Origin of the sequence: Pandoraea terrigena, assembly GCF_902459705.1 — a bacterium.
Lineage (GTDB): Bacteria > Pseudomonadota > Gammaproteobacteria > Burkholderiales > Burkholderiaceae > Pandoraea > Pandoraea terrigena.
The window spans coordinates 64,316-86,302 of the sequence record NZ_CABPRU010000005.1 but is presented as its reverse complement, the minus strand read 5'-3'; the positions used below and the strand labels follow the sequence as shown (position 1 = coordinate 86,302).

Genomic DNA, 21,987 nt, shown 5'->3' with positions numbered 1-21,987 from the left:
CTTGGGGGTTCGTTGCATCGGGTTCACGCGCCGCTATTTTCAGACGGCGCGCCCTATCCTCATCCAGCCGACGCGCGGCATATCCGTCAGATCTCGATCTTGGTCCCCAGCTCGACGACGCGGTTCGCGGGAATGCTGAAGAAGTCTGTCGGCTTGGCCGCGTTCTGGTGCATCCATGCGAACAGACGTTCGCGCCAGATCGACATTCCCGGCAGCTTGGTCGGCACCACGGTCTCGCGCGCCAGGAAGAACGACGTATCCATCAACTCGAAGTGCATGTCCGTCTTCGCCTCGAGCAGATTCAGCGTTTCCTTGACGTCAGGCGTCTCGTTGAAACCGAACGTGGCAACCACGCTGTACAGCCCGCCGGAATGATCCTTGACTTCGATGCGGCTCAGGTCCTCGACATAGGGCACGTCGACCGTGCGAAAGGTGAGGAAAATCGTGCGCTCGTGCAGGATGCGGTTGTGCTTGAGATTGTGCAGCAAGCTCACGGGCACCTGCGTATTGCCGCCGGTCAGGTAGATGGCGGTGCCCGCCACGCGATGGGGTGGATGCGCGAGCAGCCCCTGCAAGAACGGTGCGAGCGGAATCCCGTCGGCGGCCGTGCGCTCGCGCAACAATTGGCGACCCTTGTGCCAGGTCATCAGCATGAAGAACAGGAACGCACCCAGCGCCAACGGCAACCAGCCGCCCTCTTCCACCTTGATCAGGTTGGCGCCAAAGAAGGCGAAGTCGACCACCAGGAAGCCGGTGATGATCAGCGCGACCAGGAACTTGTTCCAGTTCCAGACCTTGACCATGACCACGCACGCCAGAATCGTGGTGATGACCATCGTCGTCGTCACGGCAATGCCGTATGCGGCCGCGAGATTGCTCGACGACTTGAACGCCAGCACGAGCCAGACAATCACCAGCAGCAGCGCCCAGTTGATCATCGGCATGTAGATCTGGCCGATTTCACGATCCGACGTATGCAGGATCTTCATACGCGGGACATAGCCGAGCTGAATGGCCTGACTGGTCAGCGAGAACGCGCCGGAGATCACCGCCTGCGAGGCGATCACGGTGGCCGCGGTCGCCACCAGCACCAACGGCACCAGCGCCCATTCAGGGGCCATCAGGAAGAACGGATTCTCGATGGCCTTTGGCGTCTTCAGCAGCAACGCGCCCTGGCCAAAGTAGTTCAGCGTCAACGCGGGGAACACGAGGAACGACCACGCAAATCGGATTGGCCGAATGCCAAAATGCCCCATATCGGCGTACAGCGCCTCGGCACCGGTCAGCACCAGGAATACCGAGCCGAGCACGATATAGGCCTGCAGGGCGTGCGTATGGATGAAGTGGATGCCGTAATACGGGTTGATCGCCTTGATGATCTCGGGTGCCGCGACAATGTGGTACACCCCAAGTACGCCGAGAATCACGAACCACGTCACCATGACCGGCCCGAAAAGGCGCCCGACCTTCGCCGTGCCCGACTTCTGCATCGAGAACAGGATGATCAGGATGACGATCGTAATCGGCAACACGTAGCCTGAGAGCGACGGCGCGGCAATCTCCAGCCCCTCGACCGCCGACATCACCGAGATGGCCGGTGTAATGACCGCATCGCCATAAAACATGCAGGCGCCGAACATGCCGAGCATCATCAGCACCGACGCCCATCGGCTGCCGGCTCGCACGCTGCGCAGGCTCAGCGCCATGAGCGCGAGTACGCCCCCCTCGCCGCGGTTATCCGCGCGCATCACGAACGACACGTACTTCAGGGAGACGACAATCACCAGGGCCCAGAACAGCAGCGAGATGATACCGAACACAGCTTGCTGGTTAAACGGAATGCCATGTTGCGGATCGAAACATTCCTTGAGCGCATAGAGCGGACTGGTGCCGATATCGCCGAAGACCACGCCGATGGCCGCCACCATGAGCGCGGGCAAAGCCTGAGGGCGTTGCCCGTGTCGTATGTTTTGGGTCATATGGTTTGGGTAATCGCTTTATTGCGCTGCACAAAATGGGCATTATTCTAACTGGGTGCCGGTTCCCTCGCCAGTCCGGAGAGATGCCGAGTGCCGGACGTCTGACATGGCAGGCTACGCTAGGATAGTTCGAGCCGTGCGCCGTGACCAGTGCGGCGCGACAAGGGATTTGCCGACCCGGATCGGCACGGGATGGCGGGTGCGGCACCGCTTTTCGAGTTGCAAATGCGCGACATATGCCTGTCATGCGCATTCACGTGTCGACATCCCTGCCAATTGCGTGTAGCGGCGGTGCATATCACAGACCGCCCACGGCAGTTCTAGCGCGAGCGCGCATAAAAAAGCCGCCTGAATACAGGCGGCTTCCTTCAACGCTTGAGGCAACGCCGACCGGACCGCGGCCGACGCGCCATCGACGCCTCGGCTCAACGACGACGCGGCGCCTTGCGATGGCCAGTGCTCTTGGCCGAGCGCACGAGGCTCGAATCAGCACTGCTCTGCTCGGCTTCGAGCGAGCGGATCTGGCCTTGCAGATCGTTCAGGCGAATTCGCGCCGCGGTACGTTCGGTTTCCAGCGCCGAGGCCTGCTCACGCACCGCCTGCTGGTTCTCGGCCAGCGCCTGTTCCTGCTGACGCTGGATCGCCAGATCGTTCTGGACCGCGTTCAGGCGCGCTTCGCTGTCGGCGAGCTGGCGCTCCATCAGCGCCTTTTGCGCTTCGAGCTTGATGCGACGGATTTCGACGTCAGCCAGCACCTGCGTCTGGCGCACGAAGTCGGCGTAGAGCGCCTCCGCCTTCTTGTCGTTGCTGAGCTTCACGACGCGCCAGAACTGGCCCTCATGGAACAGCGCGACGTAGTACCCCATCGTCTGCGGATAGAACAACAGGCTCGCGCCATAGCGGCCGTTGTAGGTCGTGCGAAGTTCGGAGACTTCCTTGCTCTGAATGCGATCGCGCAGCTCCTGGATCGCGCCCGACGCAGCCGTCGGCGCATTGGCCGTCGGCGCAACCACTGCCGGCGCCACGAGTTGCGCAGGCGTTGCGCCCGTCACGTCCTTCACTGCGTCCGCCGCCCCCGCCGACGTTCCCCAGGCTGCCAGGCATGCCACCCCCACGCCCAACCAAAACCGCCCCCGGCAATCACTGATTTTCATCTGATCTGTTTTCCTGTTATCGACCGGACCGTTTCCCGATCCTTGTTCGCCGCATTCGTTCGCCCCCGGACGCCGCTCCGGGGTTCGGATACCCGCGTATCTGTGGAATGATAACCGCATGCCTGCAATAGCCGACAATTCTATCCATTGACGCGCCCGCTTCCAAGCGTCGAATGCGTTATTGTGCCCGCCTCGATTCATCTGTTGATACCGCGCAACTACGGGGGCCAGGCGAGTTCGCATGAGCGGAACCTGGATGTCAGACAAATCCCGTCATTCAGGCGAAAATCAAGGCATTGCCCACGCAGCAAGCGGCGTAATCGGGCCGCGATCCCATGGCAACCGCCAGTGGCCCTCGCTTGGGCCGCCATGGGCTTTTGCGCCGTTTCCTTCGGTTTGCCAACCAGGCGAGACGTATGCGGCGGGGTCGCAGAATCGTGATCGCTAGTTACCGGTGCCCCCGTCGAACTCGCTGGCCAGTTCCGAATCGTTGCCGACGATCTGGTACTTGCGCATTTTTTCCCACAACACCTTGCGGCTGATGCCCAGGGCGTTGGCGGTGTCCTGACGTCGCCAGCCGTTGGCGTCGAGCGCCGCGACGATGCGCGCACGCTCGGTGGCATCCCAACGGGCCCGATCGCTCAGCGCGGCACCGCGCGCTCCATCCTCGCCACGGGCGGCGGTGCCCACGGACAGCGCGTCGAAGATGGGGCGGATGCGCCGCTCGTCCCAGCCTCCCAGTTGCCGATAGATGATGCCGACGCGCTCGGCGATGTTGCGCATCTCGCGCACGTTGCCGGGAAACACCCCGCCTTCGACCAGCTCGCGCAGCCACGGGGGCACTTGCGCGCCCACCTCACTGTCGCCGACGACCTTGCCCAGATAGGTCCTGAAGACAGCCAGTTTGTCGACCGCGCCGCGCTCCTCGAGACTCGGGATATGCAGCTCGATGACAGCGAGACGGTAGAACAGGTCGGCACGGAACAGCTCATCGCGCACCATCGTCTTGAGGTGCTTGTTGGTCGCCGCCACAAGCCGGAAGTCGAGCTTCACCGACTGCGCCGAGCCCAGACGCGTCACCGCGCTGTCCTCCAGCACACGAAGCAGCTTGACCTGCTGGTACAGCGGCAGATCGCCGATCTCGTCGAGGAAGAGCGTGCCATCGTTGGCCTGCTCGAAATAGCCCTTATGCGAATAGAGCGCACCGGTAAATGCCCCTTTGGCATGGCCGAAGAAATGCGATTCGAACAGCCCGTCGGGAATCGCGCCGCAGTTCACGGCCACGAACGGCCCTTGCCCGTAATGACTCTGCTTGTCGTGCAGCAGACGCGCGATGCGCTCTTTGCCCACTCCGGTCTCGCCGTGGATGAGCACGTTCGAATCGCAATCGGCGAAAGCGTCGACCTCGGCGAGCAGGCCCAGCATCGCGCTCGACTGCGCGACGAGCGGGTCGACCGGTGCCGGGGCGCGATCGGCTTCCGCGATGGCGCCCGAGAGCTTGAAGATGAGCGTGCGCAATTCAGCGCCGGAGAAGTCAAGCGTGAGGATGTTGCTGTACTCGGGCGGGTAGACACGCGGATCGTTCTCGCGCGGCGTCGTCGCCACCCAGATGACCGGCATGCCGTGGCCCAACTGCCACTCCTGGGCATTGGTCGATGCGCCTTCGATTACCGACACGCTGACGACGGCGATGGACGGGCGCGCCTTGGTGCGCTCGCGCGAAAGATCGATGCCATCGGCACGAATGACTTCCATGTCGAAGCTCGCGAGGCATTGCGCGACGCGATCGGCAATGTCCGACTTGCCTTCCCACACGTACACGTCGAGATCATCACGTACTGGCTTGCTTTTCATGCTGGTCCGCTCGTTGACGGATGCGCCGGGCGTCCGTCATGGTGAATTTCAGTGCTGGTGTCCGTCTCCCGCATTGGCGGTCTCGCGGGCCCACTCCCGTTCCGCTGCGCTAATACACCAGTTGCACGAGTCCGTTCTGGCAGTTGATGTTGTCGACGGTCACGGTGGTGGTGCCCAGTGATATCCCCAGCGACGCGAGCAACGTGTTGATCAACGTGCTCAGGGGCGTAAGCAGCGGATTGAGCAAGGTATAGAGCACGCTGCCGAGCACGGGCGAGATAACGCTGGTACTGATCGGCCCCGACACGGCGTTGATGCGGCATTGATTCGCCCCGCTGCCCGACAGATCGCACACCAGATCCGAGACACCGCCCAGCAGACCGTTCACGACACCGCCAAGCGTATCGACCAGCCCGGAGACGAGGCCGCCCAGGCCCCCCACCACCTGGGGCAGGTTGAGGGTGGCAACCCCACCCAACGTCGTGCCGAGTGCGTTGGTCGTCGTCGTGAGTCCTGCGGCGGCAGCGCTGAGAAACGTGTTGACCGTCGAGATCGTGACGCCCGCGGCCGCCGTTGGCACACTGCCAACGAGTCCGGTACCAATCGTGCCCGACGTCGACGTCCCCGACGCACTCACATCGAGCGACAGACCCGTGAGCAACGCACTGACGATCTGGCTCAGATTCACGCTCGAGCCGACCGGCCCGACTGTTTGCGGGAACGGCCCGGTAAACGTGATCGGTGCCGGCGAATTCGTCACGAGCGAAAGGTTGACGTTTCCGCCCACGTTAATCAACCCCAGCAAGGTCGCGATGTTCGTGCGTTGCGTCATGAGCGTGGTACAGCTTGCCGTGTCGGTCGCGACGTTGACGCCGCTGGCCGTGCCCCCCACACAGGCATTCACCAGTCCCGAATTGACTTGCAGTGTCGCCGAAGGGGTCGCACCGCATTGCAGGGCCGTCACGGTCGCCGTCGACTGCGCCGCCTCAAGTACGAGCGGCAAATTCAACTGCGTGCCCAGCCCGCTGAGCAGCCCGCCCAACGTACCGGCTGACGAGTTCACGGTGAGGAACAGCCGCAACTGCGCGGTCGTCGCTGTCGCCCCAACACCACCCACGCCAACCTGAGGCGGTGAAATGATCCGCGCCACGACCGACACCGTGCCGCCAAGAATCGCAAGCGACGGAATCGCCACGGCGTTGCTGCCGTTAGCGCCAACGACGGCCGCCGAGATCAGGTCGGCCACGCCGATATTGGCGGTGAGCGCATTCGCGGCGCTCACGCCCGCTGCGTCGATATTGGCGATGATGCCGGGCGTCGTTGCCGTGCCCAGCAAGTTGATGGGCAGATTCAGCACCGGGCTGCCGGCAAACACATTGATGAGATTGTTCATCGCGGTGACCGATACCGAGAGCGCGCCATTCTGCGTCGCCAGTGCGGTGTTCGTTGCACTCAGCAACTGCCCGACGGTCAGGTTCTTCACCGCGGCCACGCCCGACAGCGAGGCCACGCTGACGTCGCCTGTCACCGGAACCCCGAGCGCCTGCAACAACCCGTGTGGGGTGATGTTGACGCCGACGAGTTGCTGCGCCGCGGCGACATAGAGCGTCGGCGAGATGCCGATCGACTGAAGCACCGGCGCGAGGACCGAGTTGCTCGCGTTAAGCGTCAGCAGTCCCGAATCGACCGTGAACGTCACGACCGCAGGCGCCTTGCGGGCGATGGCGATGGCGTTGATCGTGCGCGTACCGGCGAGCTGGAAGAAGGACGGCACGGCCAGCGACAGCTTCACCGACACTGCATTGCCACTCGCCGCGTTGCCCGCGTTGGTCGCGACGAACGTGCCGGGGCCGGTTGCCGATGCCGACGGGGACGTCCAGATGCCGCACGACGAGGTCACCTGCAAGCCGGTGACGTTGCTGCCCATGTTCGATGTGACGTTCGCCTGCACAACGGCGGCATATGACGTGGCATTGGCGCATCCCGGCAGCGTCTGCGCGCCGGCGAGCGCGGCCATGTCGGCCGCGCGCTGCAGGTCGCGCCGTTGCATGAACGCATAGCCCGCATCGATGGCGAACGCGAGAATCAGCGCCACGATCACAAAGGCGAAGGCGAGGATCGGAATCGATCCCCGCTGGCGCCCGCGAAGCGAGGCGACACGATGCTGTTGGCGCACGCGCACAGTCATCACAGGTTACTGGCTCGCGCCAGCCCCCGCTACGGCAGGTGGAGCGCCCGCACCGCCACCATTGTTGCCGGTGCCCGTATCGCCTTGGACGATTGCCGGATAGAACTGGGGAATCGGGTACGTGAAGCTATCCAGATAGCGCTTGTAGGCGCGCGACGCGGTCGAGCCGAGCATCGGCAGCCCCGGCCCGGCGGCCAGGCCACTCGCCTGGAGCGCAAGCAGTGCTTCGGTTTCGTCGCCGAGCATGCCGTCGCGGGCGTGCTCACCGACACGCAGCGCCGTATTGCGCCGAACCACGTTGCGCGGCACGCGCCCAGCGTGTGCCGCGGGCGCTGCTGCCGTTTGCGCGGCGTCTGCGGCCGTGGGCGTTGGCGTGACCGCCGGCGCCACCTGTGCCGGTGCGGCGACGCCGCGTGCGTTGGCACCGCCCATCGATCCGGTGATCGGCGCGCTGATTTGCGCCGCAGCCGCGCCAGCCCAACACGCGAGTGCCGCTGCAATGAGCCGTGCCGCCAGCCGCGGCCGGGAGTCCGATGTTCCGTCGAGTTTCTGGCCTGCCATCATCACGTCTCCCTGATGTTGCGTGATTCTTGTCTTGCGTGCTGCGTCGTACATGAAGGGGAAAGCCGCCGCATCACTGCGAGTGGCTGAAACGGTCGAGCAACGACGTGGGCATATCGCTGCGGGTGGCATTGGTGGCATCGGCCGCCACCGCGACACGCGCTAGCCTCGCCTGCGTCAGCGGCGCCGGAATCGATGTCGCCGCCTGCGCGGCGGCGCGGGCGGCTGCCGCGTCGGCTGCCGCCCGGCGTGCTTGCCCCTGGGCGGTGATATCGGCGGCGAGTTTATCGATGGCCTCGCGCGTGGCCTGCGGCATGTCCGCGCGCGTCATCACCTCGTCGGCCCGCGAGCGCTCGCCCGTCACCACGAGATACACCGCCAGATTGCTCAACACCTTACGGCTGTCGGGCCGCAGCTCCGCGGCCTGGGCGAGCGGCACACGGGCAGCGCCCATATCGCCGTTGCGCAACAGCGCGAAGCCGAGATCGCTCAGATAGAACGCTTGCGTGGGCGCGCGCTTCACCGCCTCGCGCAGCGCCTGCGCCGCGCCCGCGTAATCCTTGCGTTGCGCCGCCACCAGCCCCATGCCGTGCCAGGCCGCCGCCGCTTCACTTCCGCTCAGCAACGCGCGATACGCGTGCTCGGCGGCGTCGGGCTGCCCCGTCTCGCGCAAGGCGTCGGCCCGGAGAATGTCGATATCCGGCGCCGCGCCGTACTGCATCCGGAACTGATCGATATGGGCGAGCGACGCGAAGTAAGCGCCCTGCTCCTGTATCTGTCGAATCGTCGACAGATACAGTTCGCGCGTATCGGGCTTGGCCTGCTTGGCCATCGCTTCGTCGTTCTGCTCGGCCTGCATGAGCGCCGCGGCCGACGGCGCACCGTAACCGCCGATGCGCGGCCCGCCGCATCCGGCCAGCGCGGCCGCGCACAGCACGGCCATCAGCGGGCCCGCCATCACGCGGCCGGCGCGCGGTTGCCGTGCAACGCACGTTGCCGCGAGGCGTCGTGTCTGAAAGTGTCGGGTCACTGCATAGCCTCCATCGATTTCGTCAGCGACAGGATGGCCGGCCCTGCAACGACCAGCATCAGCGCAGGCAGGAGCGTCAGCATCATCGCCAGCGTCATCTTCACCGTGAGCTTGCCGATACGCTCTTTCATCGTCTGCCGACGTTGCTCGCGCAAGCGATCGCTGAACTGTTGCAACGGCTCCTGCACCGCGCCGCCATGCTGCTCGACCTGCACGATGAGCCGCACCAGCGCGCGCAGGTCGTCGTTGTCGTACACCTCGCGCAGGCGGCCCATCGACGCCTCGCGTCCGCGCCCGGAAGCGTACTGACGATTGGCGCTCTCGAACTCCCTGGACAGGATCGGCAGCACTTCGCGAAAATCGGACACCAGCACATACAGGCTCTGGTCCATCGACAGGCCCACGCCTTGCAGAAGCCGCAGCAAGTCGATGAGCAACGGCAACTCCTCGACCAGCTCGCGACGGCGCTGGGTCGCCTTGCGCTGGACGTAGAACTTCGGCAAGAGCAGCCCCGCCCCGGCCGCGCCGATCAGGCGCAGCATCGTGCCGACGCCCCCACCGCCCGGGAACCACAACCAAATCAGCAACGGCAGCACCGCCGCAAGCGCCACCCGCGTGAACAGGAACAGCGACTTGGCCCGCACGCTGTCGTAGCCGCATTGCGCGAGAAGCAGCCGATCTTCTGCGGCAATCAGATGCTGCCCAAGGCGCGTCTCCGACCACTGCTTGCCCAGCGCCGCCGCGCGGTCGAACAGCGCGCGCCAGCCGTGGGTTTCCCGCATGCCGTCATCAAGCGTTGCCTGTGCCCCGTGCGGCGAACTCGCCGCACGCAGTGCCGCCAGTGCCTGCTGCTGACGGCTGGCCAGCACCTGATCAATCATCCGTTCGCTGCGCCCCTGACGCACCGCACGCAACAGCAGGGCCGACGCTGCGAGCAGCAGCCCGGCCGCGACCATCAACAGGCCCAGCATCATCCACAGGTGCGAGTTGGCGAGGTTCATGTTGGTCGGTCCCTCTCGCTCACAGCGACTTGGCAAGCCGGTACAACAGGAAGCCGCCGAAGACTTCCAGACCCAGGCCGATCGCGAGCAGCCGTTGACCGGACGCCTCCTGAAACATCGGTTCGAAGAATTTCGGATTCAGCAACATCAAGACTGCACTGACGATGATTGGCAGCGCGGCCAACACCCATGCCGACATTCGTGTCTCGGAAGACAGCGCGTAAAGCTCCGCCTGCGCCTGCTCGCGATCCCGCATGAAGCCAGCCATGCGCGCCAGAATCTGGTCGGCACGCCCCCCGAATCGGGTGGACAGGTCGACCACCGACGCGAACAGATAGATCTCTTCCACGTGATACACGCGCGCGATCTGTTTGAGCGCAACGTCGAGATCCACGCCCGCCTGCACCTGTCGCACGGCGCGGTCCAACAACTCGCGCAGCGGCATGTCGGCATTGCCTGCGGCGCTCTGGAACGCCGCCGGCAGACTATTGCCGACGGTCAGCATCCGCACCATGCCGTCGAGAAAGATTGGCAATTGACGCACGATCTTGCGGTGCCGGCGCGCCGCCTTGAACCAGTAGCGCAGCACCGTGCCGACCGCATACAGCAACAGCACGACAATGGCCGAGAGCGGCCCGTGCCACGCCCAGAACAGGAACACCAGCAGCAGGCCGGGCGCGATCAGCATCGTGTAGAACATCGGATCGGTTTGCACGCCCGCGCGCTCGAAGAAAAACTCCCACGGCAATGACTTGCGGCGCGGCGTGCCTGCGGTGGCCGCCTCGCTCGCCGCGAACCGCGGCGCATTCTGGGCAAGCTGCCGCTCGAGAAACGCGCTCGTCGCCTGCGCCCTTGCGCGCAGGTGTGTGCGGCGCCATAGCTCCAGCCCTGCGGCGATGAGCAGCAGGGCGATGCCAATGACCCACAGCACGATGGCATTCATCGACGGCGCCCGAAGAAGCCGCCACCACCGCCAGAATCCGGCGGCGTGTTGCTCTGCGCTTGTGCGGCCGCCGCGGCCGCATGGCGCGTCAGTTCCTTGAACCGCTGCAACTTCGGCGAGTGCGGCTGAAGGCCGAGCGAAATCCAGCGATCCTTCTCTTCGCCGTCGGGCCCCACGACTGATTCGTGACGGAACAGCTCCTGCGTCGAGATCACCGTATCCGACACCCCGGTCACTTCAGTGATCGACAGGATACGCCGGCGCCCGCTCGACAGACGACCGATCTGCACGATGAAATCGAGCGCGCTCGTGATCTGCCGGCGCAGGCTGCTCTCGCTGCCCTGAAACCCGGCAAAGCCCGCGAGCATCTCCAGGCGGTAGAGACACTCGCGCGGCGAGTTGGCGTGGATCGTCGCCATCGAGCCTTCGTGACCGGTGTTCATCGCCTGCATCATTTCCAGCACTTCGGAGCCTCGCACTTCGCCCACGATGATGCGATCGGGACGCATGCGCAGGCTGTTGCGAATCAGGTCGCGAATCGACACCTCGCCCGCTCCGTCGAAGCCGCCCTGACGCGATTCGAGCCGCACCACGTGAGGGTGGTTCAGCGAGAGTTCAGCCGTATCCTCGACCGTCACCACGCGCTCCGTCGCCGGGATGAAACTGGCCAGCGCATTGAGCAGCGACGTCTTGCCCGAGCTGGTTCCGCCGGAGACAAGGATGTTGCAGCGCGAGCGCACCGCCGCGTCGAGCAACGCATAAATCTCTTCGTTGAAGCTGCCGAGCGCGAGCAGGTCCGACGGTTTGAGCGGGTCCTTGCGAAACTTGCGAATCGAGACCACCGGCCCGTCGACGGCCAGCGGCTCGATCACGACGTTCAGGCGCCCGCCGTCGGGCAGGCGCGCGTCGACCATCGGATTCGACTCGTCGAGACGACGGCCGATGGGGGCGAGAATGCGTCGCACGATGCGCAGCAGATGCTGATTATCCGAGAAGCGTAACGCTTCGCGCGCGAGCACCCCCTGACGCGAGACATACACGTCGTTGTATCCGTTGATCAGGATGTCTTCCACCGCCGGATCCGCGAGCAGATCCTCGATGGGGCCGAAGCCGGCGAGCTCTTTCGTAAGGGCATCGGAAATCTGGCGCAGCTCAGCTTCGTTGATCGGGATGCGGCGCAGACGCACGAAGCCGTCCATCTCGAGATCGACGAACTGCTGGATCGCGCTGCGGCTCCAGCGCCCGAACTCTGCACCGAGTTCCTCGATTCGTGCGAGCAGATGTTCGTGCGCCGCGGTCTTGATGTCCTGAAACTGCTGTGAATTGGCAAACGCACGCTTGTCGTCGGCGAATTCGATGGAGTCGGTCATATCAGTGCTTTCCCATGAATCGGCCCAGCCAGCCCGACGAATGACGTTGTGCCGCGGCCCCCGCGTGTTGTGCACTGAGCAGTCGTTCGACGAGTGGTTGCAAAGCGCGCACGTACGGATCGCTGCGCGCGGTATCGAGAATCAGCTTGCCCTGATTGGTCGCCGAGAGCATCGCCAATGGGCGGTCGGGCAGTGTAGCGAGCAGCGAAATCTCGAAACGCTTGGCGATCTGGTCGGCCGCCATGCCGTAACGCGGATCGTAACGGTTGAGCACGAGCTGGAGGTGATGGCGCTCCACCCCCTTGGCTTCGAGATCGCGCAGCATCGACGCGAGCGAGACGATCGCGCCGACGCTTTGGTCGACCACGAGCCAGACCTCGTCGGCCGCACGCACGAGGCTCGCGACGAACGCGGGATTCGAGAACCCACCGAGATCGGCCACGACCAGATCGAAGAATGTCCGCAGACGGTCCGTGAGTGCCAGCGCATCGGCCGCCGCAACGCTGCGCATGTCGCCGAGATCGAGCGGCAGCGGCAGCACTGCCAAGCCGCTTGGCGTATGCGAGACCGCCGTGTGCACGAGCGTCTCGTCGAAACGCCGCAGGTTCTGGACCGCTTCGGCAAAGCTGAATTGACTTTGCGTGTTGAGATACAGCAGGCCGTCGCCGGACGGCAGGCCGAGATCGAGCAGCGCCACGTGGCCGACCCGCGAGGCATCGAACTTGTCGTCCTTGTTCGCCGGCGCCTTCGCGGCCCGGGCCGCCTTGTCGGGATGCACCCCCAAGACCATCTCTTGCCCGAGCTGCGACAGATGGGCGGCGAGCGTGCTGCATCCGACACCGATTCGGGCGCCCAGCAGCACCACGAAGCGTCCATGGCGCTGCGGCGAAACGGCGCTGGGCGGCGGCGTTTGATCGATCACCCGGCGGATGACATCGAGTGCCTCCTCGTGCGTCGAATGCATGTCGATGAAGTCGTGGACCCCCGCGCGGATGGCCGCCTTCATGCCATCGGCGCGCACCATCGAACCCACCGCCACCAACGGCAGCTTGGGCGCCACGCGCTTGAGCATCTGCGCGAGCTCGATGGCACCGACGAAGCCGCCGTCGGCGCTGTCGTCGTCGATACGGCCGCCCGGGTCGCCGGAAAAATCGAGCAGGACGACCTGCGGATCGAGATCGCCGATGCGCTGCTGCAATTGCGCCGGACGACCGGCCTCCTGCAGCACCACACCCTCGTCGCACAACGCCGCCGAGAGCCACTGGGCGTGGCCCGCGTTCGCGCTGCAAAAGAGGAAGCGATGCAACTCCGTCATGGTGTCCAGTATTCGCGTCGGTGCGTTCATTTTTGCACTCCTGACTTCCCTACCCCGGCTTTCGCCTTGGTGCCCATCGATACCGCCGTCGTGCACGGCTCGGCGTTACTTCGAAAAACCGGGCAGTTCGCTGTCGCTTGCCACACCCATCAAGTAGTCGCCCCACACCGGCCCCGGGCGACGCTCTCGCGTATCTCCCGGCAATGGCATCGCCACGCCCTTCGCCACCGGCTTGACCAGATGCGGCGTGACGATGATCACCAGTTCCTTCTCGGCGCTGTTGTACTTCAAATTGCGGAAAAAGGCGCCGATGAGCGGCAGATCGCCGAGTAGCGGCACCTTGTCAACGGCGGCGGTCGTCGTGCGCGAGATCAGGCCGCCGATGACGAAGCTCTCGCCGTCGCCCAACTCGACGGTCGTATCCGCGCGGCGCGTCGTAATCGCGGGAATCTGCGTCGATTCGGTCACAATGGCGTTCGTATAGTCGATGTCCGACGCCTCGGGCGCCACTTTCAGCGCAATGCGGTTTCGCGCAAGAATCGTCGGCGTGACCGTGAGCCCCACCCCAAACGGTTTGTAGACGATGGTGGTCGTGCCGAGGCCCCCTGACTGCGGCACCGGAATCTCGCCGCCCGCGAGGAAACTCGCGCTCTGGCCCGAGAGCGCCACCAGCGTCGGTGCCGCCAGCACCCGGCCGAGGCCGTTCGATTGCAGCAGGTCGATCTCCGCCGCCATGCTGAATGCGCCACGGGTAACCGAGCCGAAGAACGAGCCAAAGTTAGGCACGGTGCTCGTTCCGCTGCCACCGCCAAAGGCTGAGTTGAGCGCCGAACTTACGCCGAAGGTGCCCGAACCGGTCTTCTTCGACGCACCGAAACTCGCGCCCAACTGATTGAGAATATTGCGATTGATCTCGACGATTTTCACGTCGACCTGCACGACACCGGTATCCCCGACCGTCGAGCGATCGACGACAACGCCGCCCTTGCCCGCCGCGTCGAGTGCGGCCGATTGCAGTGCACTATGTTCGATGACGGTATTCGCGTGGCCCTTGATCAGGGCCGCGTTACCGCGCGCGTCGACACTGGCCGTCCCGGTGTCGCCCAGGGCGCTTTGCAGACTGCCCTTCACATGCACTTCCCAGCGCACCGGCTCGCCACCGCGCGGCCACGCGGCGATCTGCGTGGTGCCCGCCGTCTTGCCGACGACCAGCACCGCGCCACGTCGTCTGCCCGAGCCCTTGAGCACGACGACGTCCGCGATCGCCGGATCCGCCACCGCGACACGCTCGAGCGAGCCCGGCACTTGCAGCTCGCGTTGCTCGTGAACGCCCAACGTCAGCGATCGCGATCCGGCACGCGTGGCAGCGTCGGCGGCATCGGCCAAACGCACCGATACCGTGGCAGCGCACGCGAGCAGCGCGGCAAGGCACAACAGCATGCCCGTCGCGCGTCGGGTCTGTCGTCTGGCAGTGCGAACCTGGCTTCTGATCATGGCGTGGCTGTATCGGTCACTATGTCGGTTAAGTGTTATCGCGTTTCGGGTCGAACGTCGAGGTATCGGCGATGTCAGTACGCGGCGGAGCTTCGCTGCGCACCGCGCACGACCTCGATCGTGGCGCCGCCGCTCCCCCTGGCGCCCGGCTGACGCGGCGCGCGCACCGGCGCCCCGGCAAGCCCCGTCGCGGCAATCCCGGCATAGGCCTGATTCTCGGGCGAGTCGAGCGCCGCCTTCTCTTCGCCCTTGAGTCCGGCCTTGCCCGCGAGCACCGGCGGCGGCGACGGGAACAACGTCGTGTCGGGTTTGGCGTCGTCGGCCGGGTTGCGTAACGCCAGCGTGATTTTTCCCTGTTGCGTGCCCAGCACCACACGGTTGACATCGGCCACCGGCACGGCCACGACGGCGGCCGTTGCCGGCATGGGCGGTTGGACATTGACGGCCGGTTGCGCGGGCGCCGGGGCCGTCGTCGTGGCGGCGTGCACGCTCGAGGCCACGCTCGGCGTCGCTGGCGGCGGCGACACGTCGTCGAGCGAGGCGTTACCGTAGCTCAGCACCCGCACGCGCGACGCCAGCAGACGCGCCTGCGTGTCATCGACCAAGCCGACGGCCGGTCCTGCCGGACGATTGGTTTTCATCGTGAAGAAGACATCGACGTAATCCCCCGGACGAATGCGGTTGCTCACGCCGACGGTCTCTGACACAGGAATGGCGACGGCGCGCTCGCCCGGCGCGAGTTGCATGGCGAGGCCGCGCGCAAGCGAGTCCTTCGTGACCGGCACGCCGGCCGCGAGGGCGATGAGCGGCACGCGACCCACGACGTCGGCCGGATTGGTAAAGCCCCCGACGGACTGACTATCGAAGGTCACGAGCTTCACGCCGTCTGCATCGATGGGTTGGCCCGGCGCGAGGGTCTTGGCCGCCACCACGGCCGGGTATCGCTGCGTGAGCGTCTGGGTCACCGGCGAAGGCGTGGCGGCCGGCGCCGGCGCGTTGGACGTGCCGAGACGCAACGCGACGAGCGCGAGCAACACACCGGCGACGACCAGCACAGCGGCAAGAATCTTGGTGGCTTTGTTCATGGCTTGGGGCCTGTCGGCCGTTCAGTCACAACTTGCGGGACGCCGGCGAACCGGCGGCATGACAACTTGGCATAACCGCACATCTCTTTCTTTGCTCCCGGGGCGGATGTCCTCGGCATCGGCCCGATGCCCACCGATCCGACCACGCCCCCTTCATTTAACTGCCACCCAGCGTGGACGTGTCCAGCGTGATGGCAGCGGTTCCGACCACGTTCTGGGGCACGAGCGCGCCCAGGCCCGGCCAATTGACAGTCATGGGCTGCGTCAGCGTCAACGTCACGTGAACGATGCATTGCGAACTGGCACTGGTGCCCGACGCCGGGCAAGGATAGGTCGCATCGGGCGTGAAGCCGGCGCTCACCGCCGACGCCGATGGCCAGGTCAGCGTGGTATTGATCGCCTGTGTGGCATACCCTTGGCGTTGTGCCATGGTGCCGGCGCGCAACATGGCACGGCCGGCCTCGGAAGCGGCCTGCGTCAGCATCTGACGGGCAAGAATGGTGATGGAGAAAGCGACGGCGACATAAAACGCGGGCAGCAGGATCATCAGGATCAACATGAATTCCAGCGCCGCGACGCCGCGCGAACGCGCGCATCGCAACCCTGATCCCGCCTGTGCCCCAAACGCCTTCATGACGATGCTCCCCGTCGCGCACGGCACTGTGTGGCCGTGTTTGGCGACGCATTGTTCCTACGCACTTGCGCGGCGTCGCCCGCGCCTCTCGTTATTTCGGTGCTGCTTGCCGCAGCACTCGTCACCGCCTGTCTTCGCGTACGTCGTGGACACTCACACGACGTGCCGCTACCGCACGCACTGCAACCTCCGCGATCCCAGCAACCCCTGCGCCGATTACCGCACTACGAGTGCCGCCGCTGCCAGATACGCCCCGTAAGGCAGTCCGACGCGACCGGCGCGCCACTGCAAGATGCTTTGCCAGGCTGTGGAAGCGCTCAGGTCCTCGCACCATCGTGAGAGCCACTTGAGCCGCGCCGTCAACAGCACAAGCGCATGCACGCCTGCCGCCACACTCGCCAGGCACCAGACCGGCAATAGCGCCGAGTAACCTGCCACCAGCCCGATCAGCGCGAAGAGCTTGACGTCGCCCGCCGCCATCACATTTCGCCACCAGAAAGGTAGCAATGCGATCAATCCGAGCAGCGCGCCAAGTCCGTGAACCCACAACACTCGAGGCTCACCATGCCAGGCCTGCCACCCAACCCAGATCGTGGCCGTGCCGCCCACACACAGCAGCCAGGCATTCGGGATGCGACGCGCGACCAAGTCGGTAATCACGATCGGCACGCACAACAGCCACAGCAAAATGAGCACGGTGTGTCTCGCCTCAGTGGCTAATGGCAGTCGTTGCGGCCGACGTGACATTGCTGAACACATTGGTGAGCACCGTCGTCAAATTGGTGAAGACGATCGCGCCGATCAAGATGACGACGACGGCAGCCAGGATGCCGTACTCGAGCGCTGTCACACCTTTCTGGCGAGACAGCCGGTGCTGCCGCCCACTCCCTGCTGCTCGCATTGCCCGCATGATTCGCATCCTCGCGAATACCGCCACCCGCGCACCCGAAGGACGCCACGATATTACGGTGTCCTTCCCAATACTGCCAGCCCTAACCCCGACTTCGACCGCTCAAGTCTCACGCAGGGGTTTGTCGCCTTGACGCCAGGGCGACGGATCGCCGGCTGGCGTTAAAGCGCTCCGCGTTGCAGGTGCCTCAGGTACCGACAGACGTGATGACCGACGTGATCTTCGCAAAGACGGAAGTGAACACGCCGGACAGGTTCGTGTAGACAGCGCCGCCGATCAGCACCGCCACGATCGCAGCGAGAATGCCGTACTCCAGTGCCGTGACGCCACGCTCGTCGCGAGCAAACAGTCGAATGCGATTGCCGAGTTTCATATCACGCTCCCTCAAAAAAGGCGCCACGCGCCCATTCGGACACAACGGAACATCAGCGGCCATTCGGGCGCCGACGCACGTGCGCCATATCGCTTATCAATTCTTGGATTCGGCCCCGGGTTCGTTGCGCCGTCAGGCTTGCGAACCTCTTTTACCTTGTACGCCAATACTTTCAAGCTTGTTGATCCATCGATTCTAGCGGCGTACGATTTTTCCCGATGCTAATTTAAACGCACCAACAAAAACTAGAGTCTTACTACCAATCGCCCTGGAGAATGTAAGAAAGCGTTACATCGTTGGATCAAACAATACTCTAAAACCAGGCAATACAACGCCCGCGAGGGAAAACCATGACGGGTGTCTTGCCATGCACACCCGCGCAATCGCTGCGGCCCGAGTTTTAATAGCACTTCAACGAATTCAACGATGGCGTCCGACGCCCTCGTCATCGACGGAAGGCGCGCTTCACTATCCGGGTCCATTTCCCGAGCTTCGCCCCTCACGCCTCACTCAACGATCCGCTTCAGCTCGCCAGCGCCGCGAGACAACGCCACCCCGACGTCCCCGCTTCCCCTTCCCCTTCCCCTTCCCCTTCCCCTTCCCCGCCCCCTCCGCCCCCTCCGCCCCAGGGTCGCACCGTCCATGGCCCGCTCATTTACTTCGTATTTCTACACGACACGTCGCCTGTCTCGCCGTGGGCGTTACGTAACATTCCCCGTAACACCCTCGTAACAGGAACGGAATTTCGGTTGAGATTCGTCATTTTTCGATGGCGTTAACCCTGACTCATCCATTCTTTGACGACAGGCGATCTCTCGATTTCAAAGATTCTTGTGTTCCGAAACGCAAGCAAATACAGGCTTTTCAGCCCATTCCCGGAAAAATTAGAAAAATTATTCGAACCCGGCTTTGGCGACTGGCACAGCTCTTGCACATACCCCTGCATCGCAACGCTGAAGATCACCGGGAGACACCATGATCATTGGCAATACAAAACAAACGATGTCGCGCCCCGTCGCCCTCTCGGCCGGGCAGCAACGCATCGCGGCAACGCAGCGCAGTGCTGCTGCCGACAACGATCGTAGAGGCGCAAGCCCAGGGAGGGGCGGTGCAGAAGGCGGTGGCGTACGCGCCACCGCCACACCGACCGATTCGGCCTGCGCCACTCGCGCGAGCCACACGCATTCGGCCCAAGCGATGACGGGCCCCGATAGCGCAGTCGTCAATGCGCTCCTGTTCGCACTCATCGCACAACGCATGAACAGCCGAATGGCGGCGCAAGAGACGCTCGCCTAACCACCAATACAGACCAGAGGACAACATCATGAAAAACATTCAACGCCATCTTCTCGCTTCCGCTTGCCTGCTCGCTATCGTCACGATGACCGGGTGCGCGAGTTCGGGCTCGGGTGGCACCAGCGGCTCGCTTGGCGACAGCGGCACCAGCGCGGGCGCCGGCAGCGGGGGCGGCACGGGCGCCGGCACGGTGACCGACGGTTCCGGCATCGGCGGCAACGGGAGCGGCAGCAATGGAAATGGCAGCGGGGACGGCGGCACCGGCACCGGCGCCGCGACCAACCCGATCGGCACCGTGACCGCCACCGCCAGCACGGGTGTCGTCACGCAAGTCGGCAAGACCGTCAGCGATCTGGGCACCACGCTTGCCGGCACGCAACTGCCGCTGGTCAGCGCACAAACGCAAAGCGGCCTGGCCGGTGCGGTCGTCTCGACTGGCGACGCCGTGCAGACGCTCGGCACTGGCCTCACGAACGGACTCGGCAAGCTGGGCTCGGTGAGCGATCCGCTCAATCCGACCCTTGCCAGCGTGGGCGGCGCGGTCACCGACCTCGGCACGGCCGGTACCCAGTTGGGTAGCGCCGTTGCCGGCCTCGGGCAGACCGGCCCGCTCGCCAACACGCCGGTCAATGGGGTGACGTCGCTGCTCGGCGGCGTCGTGACATCGGTGGGCATGGCAGGCCAGAGCCTCGGCAACGGCCTGACCCAAACCATCACGAGCGGCCCCGTGCAACAACTGACGACGTCACTTTCGTCAGCCATCACGCCGATCACGAGCGTCGTGACCAATACGACGCAAACGGTGGGCAACACGACGGGCCTCGGCACGCCGGTTTCCGGATTGCTCGCGCAAATCGGCGGCGGCCTGGCCGGTGTCGGCACCCAAATCGCCGGTCAGATCAACAATCCGTTGGCCACCGACGTCGGCGGCATCGTCGCGGGTGTCGGCAATACCGTAGCCAGCCTTGGCGGCGTGACCCAAGGCACACCGACGAGCGCCAACCCGCTCACCTCGGCCCTTGGCGGGCTGACAGGTGGCCTCGGTGGTGGCGCGGGCACGGGTCCGCTCGCCCCGCTCACGAACCTCGTCTCCGGCCTGACTGGCACGCTCGGCGGTGCCACTGGCGGCGCCTCGGGCAGCAACCCGCTCGCGCCTGTTACGAACCTTGTCTCCGGTCTGACCGGCACGCTCGGCGGTGCCACTGGCGGCGCCTCGGGCGGCAACCCGCTCGCGCCTGTTACGAGCCTTGTCTCCGGCCTGACCGGCGCACTCGGCGGCGCCACTGGCGGCGCCTCGGGCAGCAACCCGCTCGCGCCGGTCACGAGCCTTGTCTCCGGTCTGACCGGCGCACTCGGCAGCGCCACTGGCGGGGCTTCGACGGGGACGGGCGGCACAGCAGCGGGCAGTGCCCTGTCACCGGTGACGACGCTGCTCAGTTCCGTGACGGGTGCGGTCGGTGGCGCAACCGGCACGGGTAGCAGCAGCAGCGGCCCGCTCGCGCCGGTCACCAGTTTGCTCGGCGGCTTGCTCGGCGCCAAAAAGTAACCCGACAACCATTCAGAACGCTCAAGGGAGATAGACATCATGAACCTCGCACTTCAACGTACCCTCCTGGCTTCGGCCGCCATTGGCCTCATCGCCCTGACCGGCTGCTCCAGCGGCGGCGGCGGCAGCGGCGCTTCGGCTGGCGACTCGACCTCCCCGAATGCCGTCGGCACGACGGCCTCCGGCGCTGGCGGTATCGTGAGTTCTGCCGGCAACGTCGTCAGCGCGCTGGGCGAGCAGGTGGCCAGCACCCAACTGCCACTCGTGTCCACGCAAGCGTCGCAGGGCTTCGGCGGCGCGCTCGTGCAGACCGGTAACGCCGTCACCGACCTTGGTAACGGGGTAAGCAGCGGTTTGGGCCAAGTGGGCGCCTCGTCGGATCCAGTCGGCACCACCCTCGCGAGCACCGGCAATGTCGTGACCGACCTTGGTCAGGCGGGCGTGTCGCTGGGCAGCGGCGTCGCAGGCGTCGGCAAGAGCGGCCCGCTGGCGGGCACCCCGGTCGATACGCTGACTGGAGCGCTTGGCAACGTGGTCGCTACCGTCGGCCAGGGCGGCATTGCGGGCGGCGCGATCCTGAAGCAGGCCTTCACGGGCGGCCCGGTCGTGCAGGCCACGACGGCGCTCTCATCGGCCATCACGCCGATCACCAACGTCGTGTCCGATACGACTCGCACGGTGGGGACGACCACGGGCGCGGGCAGCCCGGTACAGGGGCTGCTGCAGACGGTGGGCGGCGCCGTCTCCACGGTCGGCACAACGATGCAGGGGACGTCGTCGAACCCGGTCGTGACCGCACTCGGCAACACGGTGATCGCCACCGGCAACACTGTCGGCGGCTTGGGCACGTTCCTGAACGGCAGCACCTCCACGGGCTCGTCGAACCCGTTCGGTTCGCTGCTGGGCAATCTGGGCACGACGACGGCCGGCGGATCATCGAACCCGCTCGGCTCGGTCACCGGCTTGCTGGGCGGACTTGGGGGATCGAGCAGCAGCAGCCCGCTCGCCCCCGTGACGGGATTGCTCAGCGGGGTGAGCGGGACCACATCGGGTAGCAGCAGCCCGCTCGCCCCGGTCACGAGCCTGCTCTCCGGTGTGACGAGTACGGCCGGCGGCAGCTCCGGCGGCGCGACGGGCGGTCTTACGGGATTGCTCGCGCCGGTCACCGGCCTGCTCGGCAGTGTCGCGAGCGTCGGCAAGTAATCGCCAGTCCAGCGGTGCGTCGCGCCCATGGCGCGCGCACCACGTGATTCA

19 protein-coding genes are annotated in these 21,987 nt (G+C 65.2%); 3 read left to right on the top strand and 16 right to left on the bottom strand.

Translation table 11 applies throughout. The annotated features are described in order from the left end of the window. Positions 1-86: 86 nt before the first annotated feature. The 16 genes from PTE31013_RS12585 to PTE31013_RS12510 form a co-directional block, all read right to left on the bottom strand. The gene (locus PTE31013_RS12585; protein WP_174978543.1) at positions 87-1,979 is read right to left on the bottom strand and encodes a potassium transporter Kup; all 1,893 of its coding nucleotides are present in this window, start codon (positions 1,977-1,979) and stop codon (positions 87-89) included. A 425-nt stretch (positions 1,980-2,404) separates the two neighbouring features. Continuing rightward, positions 2,405-3,133: a DUF2968 domain-containing protein gene (locus tag PTE31013_RS12580; protein WP_174978542.1), complete on the bottom strand. Its 729-nt coding sequence runs from the start codon at positions 3,131-3,133 to the stop codon at positions 2,405-2,407. Positions 3,134-3,577: 444 nt separating this feature from the next. Then, positions 3,578-4,987, bottom strand: coding sequence for a sigma 54-interacting transcriptional regulator (locus tag PTE31013_RS12575; RefSeq protein ID WP_150613145.1), 1,410 nt, complete (start codon positions 4,985-4,987; stop codon positions 3,578-3,580). A gap of 109 nt (positions 4,988-5,096) precedes the next feature. Then, complete coding sequence (locus PTE31013_RS12570; RefSeq protein WP_174978541.1) at positions 5,097-7,163, bottom strand: pilus assembly protein TadG-related protein; 2,067 nt, start codon at positions 7,161-7,163, stop codon at positions 5,097-5,099. A gap of 18 nt (positions 7,164-7,181) precedes the next feature. After that, complete coding sequence (locus tag PTE31013_RS12565) at positions 7,182-7,790, bottom strand: DUF3613 domain-containing protein (protein ID WP_246174401.1); 609 nt, start codon at positions 7,788-7,790, stop codon at positions 7,182-7,184. A 19-nt stretch (positions 7,791-7,809) separates the two neighbouring features. Next, a complete protein-coding gene (locus PTE31013_RS12560; RefSeq protein WP_150613143.1) occupies positions 7,810-8,766 on the bottom strand; it encodes a tetratricopeptide repeat protein in 957 nt (318 codons plus the stop codon). Further along, on the bottom strand, positions 8,763-9,767 hold the full coding sequence (locus tag PTE31013_RS12555; RefSeq protein ID WP_150613142.1) for a type II secretion system F family protein: 1,005 nt from the start codon (positions 9,765-9,767) through the stop codon (positions 8,763-8,765). Before PTE31013_RS12555 ends, PTE31013_RS12560 begins: the two co-directional genes overlap by 4 nt. 19 nt (positions 9,768-9,786) lie before the next feature. Continuing rightward, positions 9,787-10,710: a type II secretion system F family protein gene (locus PTE31013_RS12550; protein ID WP_150613141.1), complete on the bottom strand. Its 924-nt coding sequence runs from the start codon at positions 10,708-10,710 to the stop codon at positions 9,787-9,789. Further along, the gene (locus PTE31013_RS12545; protein WP_150613140.1) at positions 10,707-12,080 is read right to left on the bottom strand and encodes a TadA family conjugal transfer-associated ATPase; all 1,374 of its coding nucleotides are present in this window, start codon (positions 12,078-12,080) and stop codon (positions 10,707-10,709) included. Before PTE31013_RS12545 ends, PTE31013_RS12550 begins: the two co-directional genes overlap by 4 nt. A 1-nt stretch (position 12,081) precedes the next feature. Then, positions 12,082-13,425 (bottom strand): CpaE/TadZ family protein, encoded by a 1,344-nt coding sequence (locus PTE31013_RS12540; RefSeq protein ID WP_150613139.1) that lies wholly within the window; start codon positions 13,423-13,425, stop codon positions 12,082-12,084. 75 nt (positions 13,426-13,500) lie between these two features. Further along, positions 13,501-14,835 (bottom strand): type II and III secretion system protein family protein, encoded by a 1,335-nt coding sequence (locus PTE31013_RS12535; protein ID WP_150613138.1) that lies wholly within the window; start codon positions 14,833-14,835, stop codon positions 13,501-13,503. A gap of 128 nt (positions 14,836-14,963) precedes the next feature. Then, complete coding sequence (cpaB, locus tag PTE31013_RS12530; protein WP_150613137.1) at positions 14,964-15,974, bottom strand: Flp pilus assembly protein CpaB; 1,011 nt, start codon at positions 15,972-15,974, stop codon at positions 14,964-14,966. 157 nt (positions 15,975-16,131) lie between these two features. Next, entirely contained in the window at positions 16,132-16,608 is a 477-nt protein-coding gene (locus PTE31013_RS12525) for a TadE/TadG family type IV pilus assembly protein (protein WP_150613136.1), read from the bottom strand. 216 nt (positions 16,609-16,824) lie between these two features. After that, positions 16,825-17,304: an A24 family peptidase gene (locus PTE31013_RS12520; protein ID WP_217426232.1), complete on the bottom strand. Its 480-nt coding sequence runs from the start codon at positions 17,302-17,304 to the stop codon at positions 16,825-16,827. Between the two features lie 13 nt (positions 17,305-17,317). Next, on the bottom strand, positions 17,318-17,518 hold the full coding sequence (locus PTE31013_RS12515) for a Flp family type IVb pilin (RefSeq protein ID WP_246174392.1): 201 nt from the start codon (positions 17,516-17,518) through the stop codon (positions 17,318-17,320). Between the two features lie 187 nt (positions 17,519-17,705). After that, positions 17,706-17,891 carry a Flp family type IVb pilin gene (locus PTE31013_RS12510; protein WP_150613134.1) on the bottom strand — a complete coding sequence of 62 codons (186 nt, stop codon included), beginning with the start codon at positions 17,889-17,891 and terminating at the stop codon, positions 17,706-17,708. Positions 17,892-18,866: 975 nt separating this feature from the next. Between PTE31013_RS12510 and PTE31013_RS12505 the strand changes: the two genes are divergently transcribed. The 3 genes from PTE31013_RS12505 to PTE31013_RS12495 are packed head-to-tail and all read left to right on the top strand — an operon-like array spanning position 18,867 to position 21,936. Beyond that, positions 18,867-19,187 carry a hypothetical protein gene (locus PTE31013_RS12505; RefSeq protein WP_150613133.1) on the top strand — a complete coding sequence of 107 codons (321 nt, stop codon included), beginning with the start codon at positions 18,867-18,869 and terminating at the stop codon, positions 19,185-19,187. A gap of 28 nt (positions 19,188-19,215) precedes the next feature. Continuing rightward, positions 19,216-20,733, top strand: a complete 1,518-nt coding sequence (locus PTE31013_RS12500) for a collagen-like triple helix repeat-containing protein (protein ID WP_150613132.1) — start codon at positions 19,216-19,218, stop codon at positions 20,731-20,733. Positions 20,734-20,772: 39 nt separating this feature from the next. Next, on the top strand, positions 20,773-21,936 hold the full coding sequence (locus tag PTE31013_RS12495) for a collagen-like triple helix repeat-containing protein (protein ID WP_150613131.1): 1,164 nt from the start codon (positions 20,773-20,775) through the stop codon (positions 21,934-21,936). Positions 21,937-21,987: the final 51 nt, after the last annotated feature.

Coding starts and splice junctions, on each gene's coding strand:
- PTE31013_RS12585 (WP_174978543.1), bottom strand. CDS start 1,979: ATGACCCAAAACATACGACACGGGCAACGCCCTCAGGCTTTGCCCGCG.
- PTE31013_RS12580 (WP_174978542.1), bottom strand. CDS start 3,133: ATGAAAATCAGTGATTGCCGGGGGCGGTTTTGGTTGGGCGTGGGGGTG.
- PTE31013_RS12575 (WP_150613145.1), bottom strand. CDS start 4,987: ATGAAAAGCAAGCCAGTACGTGATGATCTCGACGTGTACGTGTGGGAA.
- PTE31013_RS12565 (WP_246174401.1), bottom strand. CDS start 7,790: ATGTACGACGCAGCACGCAAGACAAGAATCACGCAACATCAGGGAGAC.
- PTE31013_RS12555 (WP_150613142.1), bottom strand. CDS start 9,767: ATGAACCTCGCCAACTCGCACCTGTGGATGATGCTGGGCCTGTTGATG.
- PTE31013_RS12550 (WP_150613141.1), bottom strand. CDS start 10,710: ATGAATGCCATCGTGCTGTGGGTCATTGGCATCGCCCTGCTGCTCATC.
- PTE31013_RS12545 (WP_150613140.1), bottom strand. CDS start 12,080: ATGACCGACTCCATCGAATTCGCCGACGACAAGCGTGCGTTTGCCAAT.
- PTE31013_RS12540 (WP_150613139.1), bottom strand. CDS start 13,425: ATGAACGCACCGACGCGAATACTGGACACCATGACGGAGTTGCATCGC.
- PTE31013_RS12535 (WP_150613138.1), bottom strand. CDS start 14,835: ATGCTGTTGTGCCTTGCCGCGCTGCTCGCGTGCGCTGCCACGGTATCG.
- cpaB (WP_150613137.1), bottom strand. CDS start 15,974: ATGAACAAAGCCACCAAGATTCTTGCCGCTGTGCTGGTCGTCGCCGGT.
- PTE31013_RS12525 (WP_150613136.1), bottom strand. CDS start 16,608: ATGAAGGCGTTTGGGGCACAGGCGGGATCAGGGTTGCGATGCGCGCGT.
- PTE31013_RS12515 (WP_246174392.1), bottom strand. CDS start 17,518: ATGCGGGCAATGCGAGCAGCAGGGAGTGGGCGGCAGCACCGGCTGTCT.
- PTE31013_RS12510 (WP_150613134.1), bottom strand. CDS start 17,891: ATGAAACTCGGCAATCGCATTCGACTGTTTGCTCGCGACGAGCGTGGC.
- PTE31013_RS12505 (WP_150613133.1), top strand. CDS start 18,867: ATGATCATTGGCAATACAAAACAAACGATGTCGCGCCCCGTCGCCCTC.
- PTE31013_RS12500 (WP_150613132.1), top strand. CDS start 19,216: ATGAAAAACATTCAACGCCATCTTCTCGCTTCCGCTTGCCTGCTCGCT.
- PTE31013_RS12495 (WP_150613131.1), top strand. CDS start 20,773: ATGAACCTCGCACTTCAACGTACCCTCCTGGCTTCGGCCGCCATTGGC.